General features: G+C 41.5%; 14 protein-coding genes. 10 read left to right on the top strand and 4 right to left on the bottom strand.

The features are described 5' to 3' along the window. Positions 1 to 5: 5 nt before the first annotated feature. The 7 genes from Q0037_RS09560 (at position 6) to Q0037_RS09530 (ending at position 13,000) form a co-directional block, all read left to right on the top strand. On the top strand, positions 6 to 1,874 hold the full coding sequence (locus tag Q0037_RS09560; protein WP_297517557.1) for a glycoside hydrolase family 13 protein: 1,869 nt from the start codon (positions 6 to 8) through the stop codon (positions 1,872 to 1,874). Positions 1,875 to 1,938: 64 nt separating this feature from the next. Next, entirely contained in the window at positions 1,939 to 4,317 is a 2,379-nt protein-coding gene (locus Q0037_RS09555; RefSeq protein WP_297517555.1) for a TIM-barrel domain-containing protein, read from the top strand. Between the two features lie 2 nt (positions 4,318 to 4,319). After that, complete coding sequence (locus Q0037_RS09550; RefSeq protein WP_297517552.1) at positions 4,320 to 5,975, top strand: alpha-amylase family glycosyl hydrolase; 1,656 nt, start codon at positions 4,320 to 4,322, stop codon at positions 5,973 to 5,975. Positions 5,976 to 6,084: 109 nt separating this feature from the next. Continuing rightward, positions 6,085 to 6,948 (top strand): cupin-like domain-containing protein, encoded by an 864-nt coding sequence (locus Q0037_RS09545; RefSeq protein WP_297517550.1) that lies wholly within the window; start codon positions 6,085 to 6,087, stop codon positions 6,946 to 6,948. Next, a complete protein-coding gene (locus Q0037_RS09540) occupies positions 6,948 to 7,607 on the top strand; it encodes a glycerophosphodiester phosphodiesterase family protein (protein ID WP_297517548.1) in 660 nt (219 codons plus the stop codon). Before Q0037_RS09545 ends, Q0037_RS09540 begins: the two co-directional genes overlap by 1 nt. Then, a complete protein-coding gene (locus tag Q0037_RS09535) occupies positions 7,604 to 8,806 on the top strand; it encodes an NAD(P)/FAD-dependent oxidoreductase (RefSeq protein ID WP_297517545.1) in 1,203 nt (400 codons plus the stop codon). The genes Q0037_RS09540 and Q0037_RS09535 overlap by 4 nt, the downstream gene beginning before the upstream one ends. A gap of 123 nt (positions 8,807 to 8,929) precedes the next feature. Continuing rightward, positions 8,930 to 13,000 (top strand): fibronectin type III domain-containing protein, encoded by a 4,071-nt coding sequence (locus Q0037_RS09530; RefSeq protein ID WP_297517543.1) that lies wholly within the window; start codon positions 8,930 to 8,932, stop codon positions 12,998 to 13,000. 49 nt (positions 13,001 to 13,049) lie between these two features. Here the strand turns inward: Q0037_RS09530 and Q0037_RS09525 are convergent, their stop codons facing one another. Further along, positions 13,050 to 13,526: a TspO/MBR family protein gene (locus Q0037_RS09525; RefSeq protein WP_297517541.1), complete on the bottom strand. Its 477-nt coding sequence runs from the start codon at positions 13,524 to 13,526 to the stop codon at positions 13,050 to 13,052. 74 nt (positions 13,527 to 13,600) lie between these two features. Between Q0037_RS09525 and Q0037_RS09520 the strand changes: the two genes are divergently transcribed. The 3 genes from Q0037_RS09520 to Q0037_RS09510 are packed head-to-tail and all read left to right on the top strand — an operon-like array spanning position 13,601 to position 16,566. Beyond that, positions 13,601 to 14,689, top strand: a complete 1,089-nt coding sequence (locus Q0037_RS09520; protein ID WP_297517539.1) for a diphosphomevalonate decarboxylase — start codon at positions 13,601 to 13,603, stop codon at positions 14,687 to 14,689. Between the two features lie 15 nt (positions 14,690 to 14,704). Beyond that, the gene (locus Q0037_RS09515; RefSeq protein WP_297517537.1) at positions 14,705 to 15,643 is read left to right on the top strand and encodes a mevalonate kinase; all 939 of its coding nucleotides are present in this window, start codon (positions 14,705 to 14,707) and stop codon (positions 15,641 to 15,643) included. Between the two features lie 5 nt (positions 15,644 to 15,648). Next, on the top strand, positions 15,649 to 16,566 hold the full coding sequence (locus tag Q0037_RS09510) for a geranylgeranylglycerol-phosphate geranylgeranyltransferase (protein WP_297517535.1): 918 nt from the start codon (positions 15,649 to 15,651) through the stop codon (positions 16,564 to 16,566). Here Q0037_RS09510 and Q0037_RS09505 read toward each other — a convergent pair. The 3 genes from Q0037_RS09505 to Q0037_RS09495 all read right to left on the bottom strand — a co-directional run. Then, positions 16,563 to 17,090 carry a gamma carbonic anhydrase family protein gene (locus Q0037_RS09505; protein WP_297517533.1) on the bottom strand — a complete coding sequence of 176 codons (528 nt, stop codon included), beginning with the start codon at positions 17,088 to 17,090 and terminating at the stop codon, positions 16,563 to 16,565. The two genes, Q0037_RS09510 and Q0037_RS09505, sit on opposite strands and share 4 nt — an antisense overlap. A 42-nt stretch (positions 17,091 to 17,132) precedes the next feature. Continuing rightward, entirely contained in the window at positions 17,133 to 18,146 is a 1,014-nt protein-coding gene (locus Q0037_RS09500) for a type IX secretion system membrane protein PorP/SprF (RefSeq protein WP_297517531.1), read from the bottom strand. A gap of 4 nt (positions 18,147 to 18,150) precedes the next feature. Beyond that, positions 18,151 to 18,477 (bottom strand): T9SS type B sorting domain-containing protein (locus Q0037_RS09495; protein ID WP_297517530.1); only part of this gene is annotated, 327 nt, incomplete at its 5' end.

Raw genomic sequence — 18,477 nt, 5'->3', positions numbered from 1 at the left:
AACAAATGGCACCACATTTCATTTCAAATCAACAATTTAAAAAAAGATATTGCCTAATACTGCTTTGCTTATTTACTTGGGTACAAAGCTTCGCACAAATCACGCGTATCGAACCCCCATTCTGGTACAGTGACATGAAGCGTTCCGAAGTGCAAATCATGTTCTACGGTAAAAATATCGCCCAGAATGAAGTGAGTGCTGCCAACCTCATCATCAAAAACGTACAAAAAACCGAAAATCCCAATTACCTTTTTGTCACTATCGACACCCAAAATGCAGCACCCGGAACTTTCGTATTTACTTTTAAAAACGGTAAAAAATCCTTTACCCAAAATTATACCCTCAAAGCCCGTAAAAAAGATTCTGCCTTACGCAAAGGATTTGACAGCTCTGATATGATCTACCTCATCATGTCCGATCGTTTTGCCAATGGTAATCCCAACAACGACTCCTCGCACAACCTCATCGAAAAAGCCGATCGCGCCAATAAAGACGGACGCCATGGAGGAGACATCGCTGGAATCATCCAACATTTGGATTACATCAAAGAACTCGGTGCCACCACCATTTGGCCTACGCCACTTTGTGAAGACAACGACGAAAAAGGATCCTATCATACCTACGGTCAATCGGATGTGTACAAAATCGACGAACGCTTCGGCACCAATGAAGATTATGTACGCTTGAGCAACGAATTGCACAAACGCAACATGAAACTCATCAAAGATTATGTCACCAACCACTGGGGCTACAAGCACTGGATGATGGACGATTTACCCACCTATGATTGGATTCACCAATTCCCAGGGTATAAACAAACGTCTTACCGAATGACCACGCAATTTGATCCCAATGCTTCGGCTTTGGATGCCAAAATCTGTATGGACGGTTGGTTTGTCAAGTCGATGCCCGACCTGAATCAGTCGAATCCTTTGGTGCTGAATTACTTGATTCAAAATGCCTTGTGGTGGATTGAGTATGCCGACCTTGACGGGTTCCGTGTGGATACCTATCCTTATGCCGACAAAAACGCTATCGCCAAATGGACCAAAGCCATTATGGACGAATATCCCCATTTCAACATTGTTGGGGAAGCTTGGTTGTATAGCACCGCACAAATTGCCTACTGGCAAAAAGACAGTAAAGTAGCCGCAATTCAAAGTTACAATTCCTACTTGCCGTCCGTGATGGATTTTATGCTCCAAAGCATTCTCAACGAAGGAGTCCTACATGAAGACAAAAGCGATTGGCAAAAAGGAATCGTTCGGGTTTACAACAGTCTTGCCAGCGACTTTTTGTATCCCGACATCAACAATCTTCTCATTTTTGCTGAAAATCACGATACACAACGACTCAATCAATTCTACCCCGAATTTGAAAAATACAAACTCACCCTAATGCTCCTTGCCACTATGCGCGGCATTCCACAGTTATATTATGGCTCCGAAATCGGGATGACCGGCGATAAAAACAAAGGCGATGGCGATATCCGTAGAGATTTCCCTGGCGGTTGGCCCGGCGATACGCTAAACGCATTTACCCAGGCGGGTCGCACCCCTGAACAACAGAAGTATTTTGCCATCACCTCGCAATTGTTCAATTGGCGAAAAACCAAAAAAGTCATCCATACCGGAAAAACCACACACTATGTTCCCGAAAATAACGTCTATGTTTATTTCCGACATAACGACCAAGAAAGCGTGATGGTGCTTGTCAATAACAGCAACGAAAAACAAACGGTAAGTCCGGAACGATTTGCCGAAAACCTTGCAAAATATGCGCAAGGAAAAGATATTTTAACCCAAAAATCATTCGATATTCGTAAACCAATCGAAATCGAACCGAAATCGGGATTCATTTTGGAATTAGACTAATGGGGAGCTATTTCCCGCTCTACTTGCCTGTCGTTTTAGGCAGGTCGGGGCTAAAAACTAACGTATGAAAAAGACACTTTTCTTCTTTTTGACCGTAAGTCTGACTTGGGCTCAAAATCCGAATCGAAAATTCACAGACTTCAAATCTTCTACCGCTGGCCTTGATATTGGAGTAACCGACGGCCGTTATCAAATCAAAGTACTCAGCGACCAAATCATTGAAACCTCGTTCATCCCCAACGGAGAAACGTTCAATGCGGCCTCGCATGCAACCCTATTGTCATCACATAACCCAAAATATACAGCTACCGATTCGGGGAATGAACTCAACCTCAACACCCCGCACATTAAAGTAGTGATTACCAAACAACCGTTTCAAATTCAATACCTCACCCCAACCCACGAACGGATTCTCTCGGAACGTTTGGGCTATGTAAGGAACGATTCAACCGAAGTATTGGATTTCAACCTAACTCCTGACGAAAAACTCTATGGAGGCGGTGCTCGTGCGCTGGGCATGAACCGTCGTGGGAACCGATTGGCACTCTACAATCGCGCGCATTATGGATATGAAACGCGAGCCGAATTGATGAATTTCTGTATCCCTGTGGTACTATCTTCCAAACAATACCTAGTTCATTTTGATAATCCCGCCATCGGGCATTTGGATTTGGATAGTCAAAAAAACAATAGCCTACAGTATGAAACGATTTCGGGACGTAAAACGTACCAAGTTGTCGTAGGCGGAAGTTGGCCAGAATTGATTCAAAACTTCACCACACTCACAGGCCGACAACCCCTACCACCCCGCTGGGCCTTTGGAAATTTTGCCTCACGCTTCGGCTACCGCTCTCAGGAAGAAGTAGATAGAACTATTCAAAAATTTGAAAATGATAAAATTCCCGTAGATGCCATCATCCTTGATTTGTATTGGTTTGGTAAAACCATCAAAGGTACTATGGGGAATTTGGATTGGGACAAGGACACCTTTCCCGAACCGGAGAAAATGATGGCCGACTTAAATGCCAAAGGAGTAAAAACGGTACTCATCACCGAACCCTTCATTTTAACTACCTCCCAAAAATGGCAAGAAACCGTCGATAATAAAGTATTGGCTACTCGTAAGAATGGAACTCCTGCGGTTTGGGACTTTTATTTTGGAAACACGGGGATTGTCGATGTCTTTAAACCCGAAGGTAAAAAATGGTTTTGGGCTGTGTACAAACGTTTGATTAGCCAAGGTATGGGCGGTATTTGGGGCGATTTGGGCGAACCCGAAGTATTCCCCTCTGGAGTGATGACGGCAGCAGGAAAAGCCGATGAAGTGCACAACATTTATGGCCACCGTTGGGCGCAACTTATCGCAGAAGGGTACCAAAACGATTTCCCAAAACAACGTCCTTTTATTTTAATGCGAGCAGGATATTCAGGATCACAACGCTTCGGAATGATTCCTTGGAGTGGCGACGTTAATCGCACGTGGGGCGGCCTTCAGAGTCAGATGGAAATTGCCCTTCAAATGGGTATACAAGGCCTAGGCTATATGCATAGCGACCTTGGGGGATTTGCCGGCGATTATTTTGATAACGAATTGTATCTCCGCTGGTTGCAGTACGGTGTGTTTAATCCAATTTTCCGACCTCATGCCCAAGACGAGGTGGCTTCAGAAGTGGCACGTAAAGATATTGTGACGAAAGCCAAAGCCAAAAAATCAGTCGAACTGCGGTATCAGTTGTTACCCTACAATTATACCTTAGCCTATGAAAATAGCACTACAGGGATGCCTTTAATGCGTCCGTTGTTTTTTGAAGAACCCAAAAATGAATCGCTACAAACCGTGGCAGATACGTATTTGTGGGGAAATGATTTTTTGATCAAACCCATTGTACATCCCGGCATAACCCAAACCGAAGTTTATTTTCCTAAAACAGCCAACTGGTATGATTTTTACACGCATAAAAAGTTTTCTGGCGGTAAAAAAGCAACGGTAAAAGTTACCGAAGAGCACATTCCAACCTTTGTTCGCGCAAACACTTTAGTACCAATGACCGAAGTGGTGCAAAACACGACTTTATACCACAACAACGTACTTAACTTTATCGCTTATGTTGACGGAAAAGGAATGTCTGAACGCACGTTGTATTTTGACGATGGCACGACACCTAACGCAAATAACCTATCCCAAAACCATGAATTGCTTCACGCCAGTTTGAATACAGACGACAAAAAAATTGTACTTACTTTTTCGCAAAACGAAACCACTTCAGCCCCGAACATTTCTGAAAAAAAGGGAACCATTACAGTTTACAATGTGACTCTTAAACCCAAAAAAGTAACCCAAAACGGCCTGGCGATCCCTTTTCAATGGGAGGCAAAAACCAAGAAACTCACGTTCTTGTACCAACATAATCAAAGTAAAACGAGTATAACGATTGTACGCTAACTATGAAAAAAATCCTTTTCACTCTTGCCCTTTTGGTTGGGGCTAACGCCTTAACATTGGCCCAAAACCGAACCAACCCTGCCGCACCGAAAATGCCCTTTTATTGGGAAAGTGCCAATGTTTATTTTCTACTGACCGACCGTTTTAACAATGGCGATCGCACCAATGATAAACAATACAACCGCACAAAACCAACGGGTAAGTTACGGGGTTTTGAAGGCGGCGATTTACGTGGGGTAATTCAAAAAATTGACGAAGGGTATTTTGACAAATTAGGTATCAATGCGATTTGGATGACGCCTATTGTAGAGCAAATCCATGATGGTGTTGATGAAGGCACCGGATTTTCCTATGGTTTTCATGGGTATTGGACAAGAGACTGGACCGCACTTGACCCCAATTTTGGCACCCGAAAAGACTTGGCCGAATTGGTAACCAAAGCTCATGCCCGCGGTATTCGAATCATTTTGGATGCCGTGATAAATCATACCGGACCTGTCACTTTCGAAGATACTGTATTTCCAAACGATTGGGTGCGAACAGGACCGAAATGCCAATACAATTCGTACGATTCCAACATCAATTGTACTTTGGTAGAAAACCTTCCCGATGTAAAAACGGAAAGCAAAGCCAATGTCGAATTACCTCCTTTTTTGGTTGAAAAATGGAAAAAAGAAGGACGCTATGAGCAAGAAATGAACGAGTTGGATGCTTTTTTCAAACAAACGGGATATCCCAGAGCGCCTCGGTATTACATCATGAAATGGCTCGCGGATTACATTACTGATTTTGGTATCGACGGCTACCGGGTGGATACCGCCAAGCACACGACCGAGGATGTTTGGGCTGATTTCAAAAAAGTATGCGACCAAGCGTTTGTCACTTTTAAAAAAAATAACCCCAAAAAAGTCTTAGACAACAACTCCTTTTTTATGGTGGGAGAAGTCTATGGCTATTACATCGGGGGAAAACAATACTATGACTATGGCGATAGAAAAGTAAATTACTTTGCAAATGGCTTTGACGGTTTAATCAACTTTGATTTTCGCAACGAAGCCAATATGGATTTTGAGCCCCTCTTTTCCAAGTATAATGCGCTTTTGCAAAATGATTTAAAAGGACACACGGTCATGAACTATGTTTCATCACACGACGACAGTTGGCCCTTTGATAAAAAACGAGTTCGTCCGTTTGAAAGTGGAACAAAATTACTTTTAGCGCCGGGTATCGCTCAGGTATATTATGGCGATGAAAGTGTTCGTTCGCTCGATATTCCAGGTACTCAGGGAGATGCTACGTTACGATCATTTATGAATTGGAAAGAAATGGCCACCGATGTTTACCGTCAGGCGGTGTTAGAGCATTGGCAAAAACTTGGCCGTTTCCGACGAGCCCATCCCGCGATTGGTGCTGGAGTTCACCAACAAATTACGGCTGTACCCTATGTATTTAGTCGTAGTTTTCAAAAAGAGTCGTTTGAAGACCGCGTAGTAGTAGGCTTACAACTAAATACCGGCACCAAAACTATTGCTGTGGGGCAACAATTCCCAAATGGAACACGCTTACGCGATGCCTACTCTGGTAAAATAGCTACCGTTACCGATGGAAAAATCACATTGACTACCGATTACATGATACTCCTTTTGGAGAAGATCTAAGGAAAGCCGACTTTTTAGTCGGTTTTTTTTGTGGGTAAAATTCACATTTCGTTAAGAGTTTCGATTTTACATTTCGATAACTTTGTGCTGTATTATAATCCGAACGCCTATGGGATTTGAATATATTGAAATAGAACGGGTTGAAAAGTTAACCAAAGAGGAGTTTTTAAAAAATTACTACACCAAACAAAAACCCGTTGTCATCACGAACCAAATTGAGGACTGGCCTGCCTTTTCAAAATGGAATTTGGCCTACATCCGTCAAGAAGCGGGACACACGACAGTTCCCTTGTACGATAGCAGAAAAACCGATTACACCAAAAAAGTCAACGAGCCTGATTTTACCATGACTATGAATGAATACTTGGACATCATGGAAAAAGGGCCGACGGATTTACGCATATTTTTGTACAATTTATTCAAAGACGCTCCCCATTTGAAAAGCGATATTAAGTGGCCTGACTTTGGTGTTCGACTGTTTAAAGGAATTCCTTTAGTGTTTTTTGGGGGCGAAGATTCGAAAGTGTTTATGCATTATGATATTGACCTCGCCAATATTTTTCATTTTCATTTTAATGGTGAAAAACAATGCGTGCTGGTCGATCCACGGGAATCCAAATTCATGTACCGACTCCCCTATTCTTGGATTTGCAATGAAGATATAGATTTTGACCAGCCTGATTTCGAAAGATTTCCAGCCTTACAAAAAGTCAAACCCTACATCACCCAACTCAAACACGGGGAAATGTTGTATATGCCCGAAGGTTGGTGGCATTACATGAAATACCTGACGCCTGGGTTCTCTCTAAGTCTTCGCTCTTTGGCACACAAACCTGGCAACCTTGCAGAAGCGATTACCAATGTATTTCTTCGCCGTAATTACGACAACTGGATGCGTAAACGAAAAGGGCAGGCTTGGTTGGATTATAAAGATGAAGAAGCCTTTCGTCGCACCAATGCTTTAGTTCGTTGATGTGGCGCATTGGACATCGCGGGGCATGTGGGTACGCTCCTGAAAACACCTTGGCTTCGTTTGAAAAAGCGTTAGCCCTCGGGGTTGAGGGTATCGAACTCGACGTTCGTGTGAGTCTTGACCAACAAGCTATGGTGATTCACGATGCCACCCTAGACCGTACAACGTTTGAAACGGGTTTAGTAAAACATAGCACCAGTGATGTTTTGCAACAATGGGGCATTCCCACACTCGAAGAGGTTTGCAACCTAGTAGCCAACCGTTGTTTGCTCAACATTGAAATCAAAGAAAAAGCAGCCGTTGACCCTGTACTTTATCTCCTTAAAAAGCGTATTCGCAAGAAAAAATTAACTAATTCTGATTTTATTATATCGGCATTTGAATGGGATATACTTGACGAAATTAGAGTACAGCACCCTACCTACCGATTGGGTGTTTTGACCGAAGTAAACCTTGAAGTTGCGCTTCAGTTTGCCCAAAAGATTGGTGCATTCAGTCTGCATCCCGACCATAATTTACTTACTTTTGAAGCGGTGAAATCGATACAACACCACGGCAGTAAAGTTTTCCCTTGGACCGTAAACGACCCAGAGAAAATAAAAACGTTAAAAGCGTGGAAAGTTGATGGTATCATTTCAGATTTCCCCGATCGTTTATGAAGCACTTTGATATAATCTTAGTGGGTGGTGGCGCTGCTGGATTTTTTACGGCCATCAATTTGGTTGAAAAACATCAGCATTTAAAAGTGGCGATTTTAGAACGCGGCAAGGAAGTATTGTCTAAAGTTCGTGTCTCCGGTGGCGGGCGTTGTAATGTTACCCATGCTTGCTTTGTGCCTACTGATTTGGTGAAAAATTATCCTCGAGGTGAAAAAGAACTATTGGGGCCTTTTAACCAATTCTGTTCGGGAGATACGATAGCTTGGTTTGAGAACCATGGTGTTCCCTTAAAAATTGAAGAAGACGGCCGTATGTTTCCCACCACAGATTCATCGGAAACCATCATTGATTGTTTTCTAAAAGCCACCCAGCAATTGGGAATTCAAGTCCTCACCCAACAAAGTGTCCAATCGATATTTCAAGGAGAAAATTATTGGAAAATAGAAACCCAAACGGAACAGTATTCCGCTGAAAAAGTGGTGATAACTACAGGTAGCAACCCTAAAATTTGGGAAATACTTTCGCAATTAGGGCATACTATCGTTGAGGCGGTACCGTCGCTTTTTACTTTTAATATCAAAGATCGTCGCATCAAAGACCTTATGGGGTTATCGACGCCTGCTACGGTATCGGTAGCGAGCACAAAACTCGAAGCCTCGGGGCCATTATTGATTACCCATTGGGGAATGAGTGGCCCAGGAATTTTACGGTTATCAGCCTGGGGCGCACGCATTTTAGCTGAAAAGAAATACCAATTTACAGTGGCTATCAATTGGCTACCTGAGGAAGATCGGGAATCCTGTATAGCTTTGCTAAAAACGATTCGAATGGAGCAATCCAAAAAAATTGTAGCCCGAAGAGCTCCTGTAGATCTGCCCAACCGACTTTGGGACAATTTGGTGAAAGCCGCTGGAATTGAAGATGAACAAAAATGGGCCGATGTAACCAACAAGCAACTACAACAATTGGCTGAACAACTCACACACGGCCAATTTCAAGTCAATGGAAAAAGTACATTTAAAGAGGAATTTGTGACGGCGGGAGGCATTGATTTGAAAGAAGTGAATTTCAAAACCATGGAAAGCAAATTGTTGCCCCACCTTTACTTTGCCGGTGAAGTGTTAAACATCGATGCCATTACAGGAGGATTTAACTTTCAAAATGCGTGGACGGGCGGATTTATCATTGCGAACAATTGAAATTATGATACTATTTTACTATTTATTTTTCCAAATTCTTAATCATAAATACAATTTAATCATTTACAATAGTTAATTATTTAAAAATCACCGTATATTTGATTAGTTTAAACCTAACCAATTATGAAAAAACAACTACTATGGGCGTTATTCGCCATACTGGTAGCCCCAATTGCATTAATCGCACAAAATACCTACACCTGCGGCGAAACTTTCTATGATTCTGGTGGTCCCAACGGCGACTATGGATCGAATGAAAACAGTATTTCGGTTTTTACCCCTACCTTTCCTGGGCAAACGGTTATCTTGTCGCTTTCTTCGTTAACTATTGCACCTGGAGATGTGCTTACGATTTATGATGGGCCATCCCCTAATTATCCCATTTTGGCTGAAATTTCTGATGTAACCAATGAGCAACTTACTTTTGTTGCCAGCGATCCTTCAGGTGCGCTTAGCATACAGTTTATTTCTGATGTTACGGGAACGGCATCAGGATGGATGGGCTTGGTGGAATGCATGCAACCCAATTGTTTACCCCCAACACAAATTACACCCAACACCAGTGTCGCTGGACAGGTCACGTTATCCTGGATAGACCCCAACAATAATGTCGGTCAATGGGAAGTACTAATTCTTCCTGCGGGAACGGGACCAACCCCGAATTCTCAAGGGGTTTTGGTGACTTCACCTACTTACGTAACTACGTTGCAACCGGGGACCTATAATGCATTTATCCGCACGTTATGTATGGGTACTTTAAGCGACTGGTCCATTCCGGTGACATTTGTTATTAACGCCTCACAAACTTGTGTATTACCCACCAACTTTAGCGTTTCAACGATTACATCAACGGGAGCCGCTTTTGCTTGGACAGCACAAGGAAGTGCCTTACAATGGGAGGTAGTTGTTTTACCACAATCGGCAGGATTGCCGACAGCCAATACCACAGGAACGGTGATTTCTTTAAGTCCTTTTTTGGCATCAGGTTTAACGCCCAACACTCAATACAATTTCTTTATTCGTTCGTTATGTAGTAATAGCACCTCTGCTTGGTCGGCAGGCACCTATTTTCAAACCACGCAATCCCCTGTAGTTTCTCCCAACTGTGGTGAGTTATTTGTGGATAATGGTGGCGCAAATGCCAATTATGCCAACAACTCCAACAACACGTATGTTATCTGCCCCTCAACGCCTGGGCAAGTCGTTACGGTTGCCTTTACTAGTTTTAGTATAGAAACAAGTTGGGACGGATTGTATGTTTTCAATGGAAACAGCACCTCGGCACCACAAATTTCTAGCGGAAACAATGGAAACAGCATTCCTGGCGGATTACCGGGAGCATTTTGGGGAACAACAATACCAGGGCCTTTTACCTCGAGTGCAAATGATGGTTGTTTGACCTTCCGATTTGTAAGTGATAATGTGGTCAATCAATCGGGTTGGGTAGCCAATGTAACCTGTGCGGCTCCTTCAACTTGTAGTGCCCCAACCGCAGTGGTAGGTTCAAATGTCACTTCAACTAGTGTCGTTGTCAATTGGGCCAATACCGCTCAAAATGCTACCCAATGGGAAGTAGTTGCCGTGCCTTGTGGAGTTACTGCGCCTACTCCCAATTTTCCTGCAACCCTTGTTACGAGTAACCCGTTTACTTTAACAGGACTTAATCCAAGTACGTGTTACAATCTATTTGTGCGTGCCGTTTGTAGCCCAAGCAATAGTAGTGCTTGGACAATTTCAAACGCATCAATTACAACGCTTCAAGCGCTTCCAACTTGCGGAGGCCTCTTTACAGACGCAGGTGGTCCAAACGCGAGTTATGCTAATTCCACCAATTCGACTACAACTATATGCCCAACTAATCCTGGGGAAATTGTAACCGTAACCTTTACGACCTTCTCGCTGGAAGCAGTATATGACGCATTGTATGTTTACAACGGAAATTCAGTAAACGCGCCTCAAATTCCAAGTGCCAATGGAGCAGGAAATGTTCCAGGAGGCTTAGCGGGTGGTTACTGGGGCACTTTAACGGGAACAGGCCTTCCTTCATTCACCTCTTCTTCCCCCGATGGTTGTCTAACATTCCGCTTTGTAAGTGACGGCTCTGTAACGGCTCCTGGATGGGTAGCAAATGTCACTTGTGGTCCTGCACCAACTTGTTTGAAACCCGCCAATACGGTTGTTTCCAATGTAACACAAACGTCTATGACTGTAAGTTGGACGCCTGCTTTGCTAACTGACACACAGTGGGAAGTATTTGTTTTGCCTTGTACTGCTCCAGCGCCTACGACTTCAACTACAGGCGGTATTTTGGTTTCAACACCAACTTTTAATGCAACAGGACTAACGCCCAACACCTGTTACCGTATCTATGTTCGTACGGTTTGTGGTCCTAATGATGTAAGTATTTGTGACTTCACTCCAACTATTACAACCCTAATTGCACCTCCCGAATGCGGCGGTACATTTACGGACAACGGGGGAGCAAACGGCAACTATGCTAACAATGCAAATGTTACTTATACGATCTGTCCTGCCAATGCAGGTGACCTAGTAACCGTAACTTTTACAGCCTTTACTACGGAGGCGAATTGGGATGCCATGTATGTTTTCAATGGAAGCTCAATAGCAGCCCCCATGATTCCCAGCGCCAATGGAGCTGCTAATGTACCAGGTGGTTTAGCTGGTGGTTATTGGGGAACAGTAATTCCGGGGCCTTTTACTTCAAGCAGTCCCGATGGTTGTTTGACCTTCCGCTTTGTAAGTGATGGCTCTGTGAATGCTGCCGGATGGGTAGCCAATGTAAGTTGTGCTCCTGACCTTCCAAAAATTGTAGTCATTGCTTTTGTGGACACCAATACGAATGGCGTGCAAGATCAAGGCGAACCGAACTTCCCGAGTGGAAACTTTGTGATTCAACAAAACAACTCTGGAACAGATATGTTGGTCTATGCCCCGACAGGGATGTATTCCATTTATGATACCAATCCATCAAACACGTATGATGTTAGCTATCAAATTTTACCCGAAGCGTTACCTTATTTTTCGGGCAACGGCTTTACCGTAAATGATGTAAATATTCCTGCCAACGGTGGCACACAGATCTTTTATTTCCCCATTACAAATACGCAACCGTTTAGTGATGTAGAAGTAAGTATCTCGCCAATAGGTGCACCTCCTAGACCTGGACTTTCGTATATGCAGCGCGTAATCATTAAAAATCTAGGCATTGCTCCAGCGAGTGGAACGTTAACCTATAACAAACCGACGCCTGTAACCGTAACCACTATTTCACCTGCCGGAACAACGGTCAATGCCAATGGTTTTACGTACGCGTATACCAATCTTGCGCCCAACCAAACCATTGCCTTTATGGTTACGCTAAGTGTCCCTACGACGCCTACGGTCAACATGAATGATATACTAACAGCAACGGCTACAGTAGTTTCTGGCAATGATATCAATGCTGGAAACAATACGGCTAGCTTATCGCAAATTGTGGTAAATTCATGGGATCCTAATGATAAAATGGAATCACATGGGGATAAAATTCCGTTCAATTCATTTACCGCTGACGACTATTTATTCTACACCATTCGTTTCCAAAACATGGGAACGGCCAACGCAATTGATGTTCGCATAGAGGATGATTTAGATGCTTTATTGGATGCTGAAAGTATTCGAATGGTTAGCTCAAGTCACAATTATGTGATGACACGCGAAGGCACGCATGTGGAATGGTTGTTCACCAACATTCAACTGGTCCCTGAAATAGTGAGTCCGCAAGCCAGTCAAGGATATGTAACCTTCCGCATCAAATTGAATCCAGGATTCCAGGTGGGAACCATTGTGCCAAACACTGCTTCGATTTACTTTGACTCGAATCCAGCAATTATAACAAATACTTGGACGACTAAATTCACAGCTCCTCTTGGGGTGAACGAACAAGAATGGGTGGCCTTTGTGATGTATCCTAATCCCGCTTCGAATATCCTAACTTTTGAAGCAAATGCCAATGGTACAGCCCTGGAGGCTATTCGCATCTATGATGTATTAGGCAAAACGATGTTGTCTTCAAGACAGATCAATGCTGCGAATCATAGTATGGATATTTCTACTTTACCGCAAGGTGTTTATTTTGTTGAAATTGAATCTGTAAGCGGACAACATTTTACCCAAAAACTGATTAAAAAGTAACCTAATTATTTTTCAATAATAAAAGCCGTTCCATTTGAACGGCTTTTTTTTATCGATTTAACCACCAAATGGCTCCATTGAGGAGGGTAGCAAAACCAACCCAAGCAAGGTAAGGAATTAATAAAAATCCAGCCCAGCGGTTAATTTTTTTAAATTGAATATAGGTTTCATATATCATCAAATCCAATAAGATGATTTCGAGCAAGGCAACAAGCGGATTCCACAAAGAAAAAAACAAAAACGACCAAAGAGCATTTAGAGCCAATTGTATGGTAAAAAAGAAAAGAGCACGTTTAACCAGCGCTTCATTTTTCTCCATTTGTGTCCAAACTAAACCAGCAGCCACCCCCATTCCAATGTATAAGAGGCTCCAAACAGGTGCAAAAACCCAATTGGGCGGATTAAAAAACGGCTTGTTTAAGGTGGGATACCACTCTACAATTCCCTGTTTTGTGGCCATCCCTGAAAGATAACCCACTGCCAAACAAGTCATCACGGCTACACTGATGCGTAAAAATCGTTGCATATTCTTTTTTGTTACAAAGATACTAAAGCCGAATGTACCCCTGAATTTCTTTTTATCTTTGTGAAAAAAAGCGCATGCACATTACCACTGATTTTACGTTTAAAGGAAGTACTCCCGAATTATGTAGCGGTTCTTTTCGATGGTCGGCTCCCAGCAACATTGCTTTAGTTAAATACTGGGGCAAAAAAGAAAATCAAATTCCCGCCAACGCTTCATTAAGTTTCACCTTAAATCAGTGTAAAACGATCACCCAATTGGATTTTGATCCCAAAACCGAAAAGGGAACTATTTCTTTTGAATTCAAATTTGAAGGGGAACCCAAACCGTCGTTTCATCCCAAGATACAGCAGTTTTTTGAACGAATTCTCCCCTATTGCAGTTATATCACCGATTTTCATTTCACTATAGACTCCCAAAATACGTTTCCACATAGCTCGGGCATTGCCTCATCCGCTTCCGGTATGGCCGCATTAGCTGTCAATGTTATGAGTCTGGAACGGCTGTTACACCCTGCTATGGAGGATAGTTATTTTTGGGAAAAAGCCTCTTTCTTGGCGCGACTTGGTTCGGGAAGTGCTTGTCGAAGTTTAAAAGGCTCAATAGTCGTTTGGGGCGAACATAATCAAATCAAAGGAAGTACACATGATTATGGGATCTCTTTTGAAGAACCTATTCATCCTATTTTTCAAAATTACCAAGATACCATATTGCTTGTAGATAAGGGAGAAAAGCAGGTATCAAGCACCGTAGGCCACGATTTAATGCATGGGCACCCTTTTGCCGCTGAACGATTTGCGCAAGCCCCACAAAATTTAAGTCTTCTCGTCGAAGCACTAAAAACGGGAGATATTGATGCCTTCATTCGCATTACCGAAAGTGAAGCCCTGACGTTGCATGCCATGATGATGACGTCAACCCCTTACTTTATATTAATGAAGCCCAATACGTTGGAGATTATTAATCGTATTTGGACTTTTCGCCAAGCCACCTCAATTCCGGTGTGTTTTACATTGGATGCAGGTGCCAATGTACATGTTTTATATCCCGAAAACGATAAAGCTGCTGTTTTACAATTTATTAAGAACGAATTAGTTGGCTATTGTCAAAAGGAACAGTATATTTGTGACACTATTGGAAACGGTGCGCAAAATTTAACTCCGTAACTGAATTGTAAAGCTATGAAAGGACCCTTATTCTATTCTAAAATTTTATTATTCGGTGAATATGGAATCATCAAAGACTCCAAAGGTTTATCGATTCCCTACAACTTTTACAATGGTGCTTTAAAAATTGAGGGCGACCCTTCAAAAGAAGCCCAACAATCGAATGCCAGCCTTCAAAAATTTGCGGACTATTTAATTCGTTTGCAACAAGAGCAACCTGAATTAGTTCAATTTCAAATAGAGGCCTTACAAGCCGATATTGCTGCCGGGATGTATTTTGATTCCAGTATCCCGCAAGGCTATGGTGTAGGAAGTAGTGGTGCTTTAGTAGCCGCGATTTACGATAAATATGCTAAAGAAAAAATTACGGTTTTAGAAAACCTTACGCGGGAAAAGTTGTTACAACTCAAGACAATTTTCTCACAAATGGAATCTTTTTTCCATGGAAAAAGTTCGGGACTAGACCCTTTGAATAGTTATTTAAGCATTCCCATATTAATCAATTCTAAAGATCATATTGAAGCGACTGGCATTCCATCGCAAAGCACGGAAGGTAAAGGAGCTGTGTTTCTCTTAGACTCAGGAATTGTAGGAGAAACAGCTCCAATGGTTAATATTTTTATGGAAAGCTTAAAAGACCAAGGCTTTCGTAAAATGTTAAAAAATCAGTTCGTGAAATATACGGATGCTTGTGTAGAAAACTTTTTAGGGGGCGATTTCAAATCATTGTTTACCAATACAAAGAAACTTTCCAATGTCGTATTAGATCATTTCAAACCAATGATTCCTGAAGAATTTCATGGCATTTGGCGAAAAGGGTTAGAAACGGACGATTACTACTTAAAACTTTGTGGATCGGGTGGTGGCGGATATATTTTGGGCTTTACTCAAGATTTAGAAAAAGCACAACTGTCCCTCAAAGATTACAAAATTGAAGTAGTGTATCAATTTTAAGAGGTATGGTCCGTCGACAAACTAAACTTACGATGATGAAAATCATTAGTATGTTTTCTGTAGTTCGCGGATACAATATACCTGTAGTTGTTTTAGCACAATACCTCTCTGCTATTTTTATTTTTGCACCCGAAAAGCGGGCATTGAGTGTACTCTTGGATCCGAATTTGTTTGTAATCATTTTGGCTTCTGCGCTAACAATTGCCTCAGGCTATATTATCAATAATTTTTACGACAGCAACAAAGATTTAATCAATCGCCCACAAAAGTCGAAGCTCGACCGCTTGGTGAGTCAAAAAACAAAGCTAACAGTTTATTTTAGTTTGAACTTTTTTGTGGCATTAATTGCCTTTTTTGTTTCTTTCCGAGCAGTACTTTATTTTTCGGCTTATATTTTTCTTATTTGGTTTTATTCTCACAAACTCAAACGATTGGCAATTATTGGAAATTTAACGGCCGCTGTTTTAGCCATTTTACCGTTTTTTGCTATTTTACTTTACTACAAAAATTTCTATCCCGAAATTGTAGCTCATGCATCGTTTCTTGGTATACTAATTTTAATTCGAGAAATCATTAAAGATTTGGAAAACATCCAAGGTGACTTAGCCAATGGATACCAAACAATTCCTGTAAAATATGGTGAAAAAATTGCCCATCAAGTTGTAATGGGTCTCGTGATATCCACAATAATTCCTTTATTTTTTTTAATCGATGTCTATGATGTTGGATATATGGATTTTTACTTTTATGGTGCTGCATTAGCTCTTATTGCTTTCGCTCTTCGCATACCACTATCCCAACGCAAACAAGACTACTTAATTTTACACCTTATATTAAAGTTTTTGATTGTTTTGGGAGTATTCAGTATTATACTAATTAACCCTCGAGTACTTGAAAATGCACGATTGCTTTTACCAAACTAAAGGTCCTCAGAATTTTTCAACCATCCCGAATACATTACGTAATTATTAGATATACGTTCGATTTCACCTGCAAACTCAGAAGCATTAAGCGCTTTGACCTTTTTGGCAGGTACACCCGCATAAATTGTCCCGGATTCAACAATGGTATTTTGAGTAAGTACCGAACCCGCTGCAATAATTGAGTTTGACTTTATTACACATCCATCCATGACAATGGCTCCCATTCCAATCAGCACATTATCTTCAATAGTACATCCGTGAACAATCGCGTTATGTCCAATTGACACATTATTTCCTACGACTGTTTTATGCTTTTCATACGTGGCATGAATGACCGCACCATCTTGAATATTAACTTTATTTCCAATTGAAATTGAATGAACATCCCCGCGTATTACTGCATTAAACCAAACACTGCATGAAGCTCCCAGAGTAACTTCTCCAACAATAGTTGCATTTTCTGCAATAAAACAATCTTCAGGGATTACGGGATAGTTCCCTCGAACCGCTTTAATAATTTTCATAAAAAAGAATCCCGACGAATCGGGATATTTATTGTAAAAAAGTTAGTTAACTGCTGGACAGTTACAGTGGTATTTTTCAGCTTTACAGAATAAGTTAATCCCTAAAGTAATTTGATGAAAACCACCGTTGTCAAATCGTATATTACCTAACAAATGAGAGTATGTATAGGATAACATAAAGTTTTTATAATTAACCCCCACAATCGGTGTAATATATTGCAATTGCTGATCGTTTACTACTAAACTAGAATTGATTCCTTCAATATATTCAGCACCATCCAAACTTCTACGATAGGAAATACCTCCCCATAATTTACCAAAGTCTAAATTTTTATACGCTTTTATGTTTAAATCTAACGTAGTTTCTTTGGTTTGAAAAACGTGTTGCAACATAAATGAGGGCTCCCATTGGATTGTCTCTGAATCACCAAAGGTATATCCCATGTTGAAGATTAATCGACGTAAATTGGTAGGTTCTCGATCAGTGTACAATCTACGATTACTTGCTACCGCATTCTTTACCGTTAAATGGGCGTAAAAGTCCAAGAAATTATAGGAAGCTCCAATATCTACATTGAAATAAGAAGCTTTTTGAACTATAGTCCCATCAATAATTGGATCATACGTTGGATTGTTTTCTAAAAAAGAAGTTTCGTCTAGCAAACTTTGAGCAAAACCTGCATTAATACCAAAAGATAACTGATTTAAATCGACATTATCTCTTGAGAACATGATGTGGTGTGCATAAGCTAAACGAAATCCTTTTTGTGAATGGTAGCCGTTGCGGTCATTAATTAAAATAATCCCCATCCCGTCGCGATCTGACAAACTGCCATTAAAACTTAAGGTTTGAAGTGCAGGTGCATCTTCTTGTCCAAACCATTGTTGACGACCTGTCATTCGTAATTTAGCACAATTTGCAGCCCCCGCCATGGATGGGTGCAACAAAAAATAGTTGTCAGAGAGGTAATCGGAATACACAGGTAAAATTTCCTGGGCACTAGTAGATTTTGCAATTAATAGTCCTATTATAAGGAACAATTGTCTCAATTTCATTGTATTATCGTTTTAATGAGAAATGGGCTTTAAATTCTTTTGCGGTATTCCCTTCAAAGTACTCTACCAAGAACCAGTAGTCGGTGGCAGGCATCAAAGCACCGTTGTAGGTGCCATCCCATCCTGCTGCCGTGGGACTGATTTGTTTCAAGAGTTTACCTTGGCGGTCAAATATATAAATTTTTGCGTTTATCTGACTACTTAATCCTACAATATTCCACGTTTCGTTGATACCATCGCCGTTGGGCGTGAAATAATGCGGATAGTCAATAATGGATACCCCTGTTAAAAGCAGCGGGTCACAACTGTTGGCCAAACCACCCTCAGTATC

Source organism: Flavobacterium sp., from assembly GCF_027482425.1.
Taxonomy (GTDB): Bacteria; Bacteroidota; Bacteroidia; order Flavobacteriales; family Flavobacteriaceae; genus Flavobacterium.
The sequence above is the reverse complement of the archived record's forward strand: the minus strand, read 5'-3'. Positions and strand labels throughout refer to the sequence as shown.

What these genes read in the sequence shown, in the direction of transcription:
- Q0037_RS09560 (WP_297517557.1), top strand. Translation starts at nt 6, where the DNA reads ATGGCACCACATTTCATTTCAAATCAACAATTTAAAAAAAGATATTGC.
- Q0037_RS09555 (WP_297517555.1), top strand. Translation starts at nt 1,939, where the DNA reads ATGAAAAAGACACTTTTCTTCTTTTTGACCGTAAGTCTGACTTGGGCT.
- Q0037_RS09550 (WP_297517552.1), top strand. Translation starts at nt 4,320, where the DNA reads ATGAAAAAAATCCTTTTCACTCTTGCCCTTTTGGTTGGGGCTAACGCC.
- Q0037_RS09545 (WP_297517550.1), top strand. Translation starts at nt 6,085, where the DNA reads ATGGGATTTGAATATATTGAAATAGAACGGGTTGAAAAGTTAACCAAA.
- Q0037_RS09540 (WP_297517548.1), top strand. Translation starts at nt 6,948, where the DNA reads ATGTGGCGCATTGGACATCGCGGGGCATGTGGGTACGCTCCTGAAAAC.
- Q0037_RS09535 (WP_297517545.1), top strand. Translation starts at nt 7,604, where the DNA reads ATGAAGCACTTTGATATAATCTTAGTGGGTGGTGGCGCTGCTGGATTT.
- Q0037_RS09530 (WP_297517543.1), top strand. Translation starts at nt 8,930, where the DNA reads ATGAAAAAACAACTACTATGGGCGTTATTCGCCATACTGGTAGCCCCA.
- Q0037_RS09525 (WP_297517541.1), bottom strand. Translation starts at nt 13,526, where the DNA reads ATGCAACGATTTTTACGCATCAGTGTAGCCGTGATGACTTGTTTGGCA.
- Q0037_RS09520 (WP_297517539.1), top strand. Translation starts at nt 13,601, where the DNA reads ATGCACATTACCACTGATTTTACGTTTAAAGGAAGTACTCCCGAATTA.
- Q0037_RS09515 (WP_297517537.1), top strand. Translation starts at nt 14,705, where the DNA reads ATGAAAGGACCCTTATTCTATTCTAAAATTTTATTATTCGGTGAATAT.
- Q0037_RS09510 (WP_297517535.1), top strand. Translation starts at nt 15,649, where the DNA reads ATGGTCCGTCGACAAACTAAACTTACGATGATGAAAATCATTAGTATG.
- Q0037_RS09505 (WP_297517533.1), bottom strand. Translation starts at nt 17,090, where the DNA reads ATGAAAATTATTAAAGCGGTTCGAGGGAACTATCCCGTAATCCCTGAA.
- Q0037_RS09500 (WP_297517531.1), bottom strand. Translation starts at nt 18,146, where the DNA reads ATGAAATTGAGACAATTGTTCCTTATAATAGGACTATTAATTGCAAAA.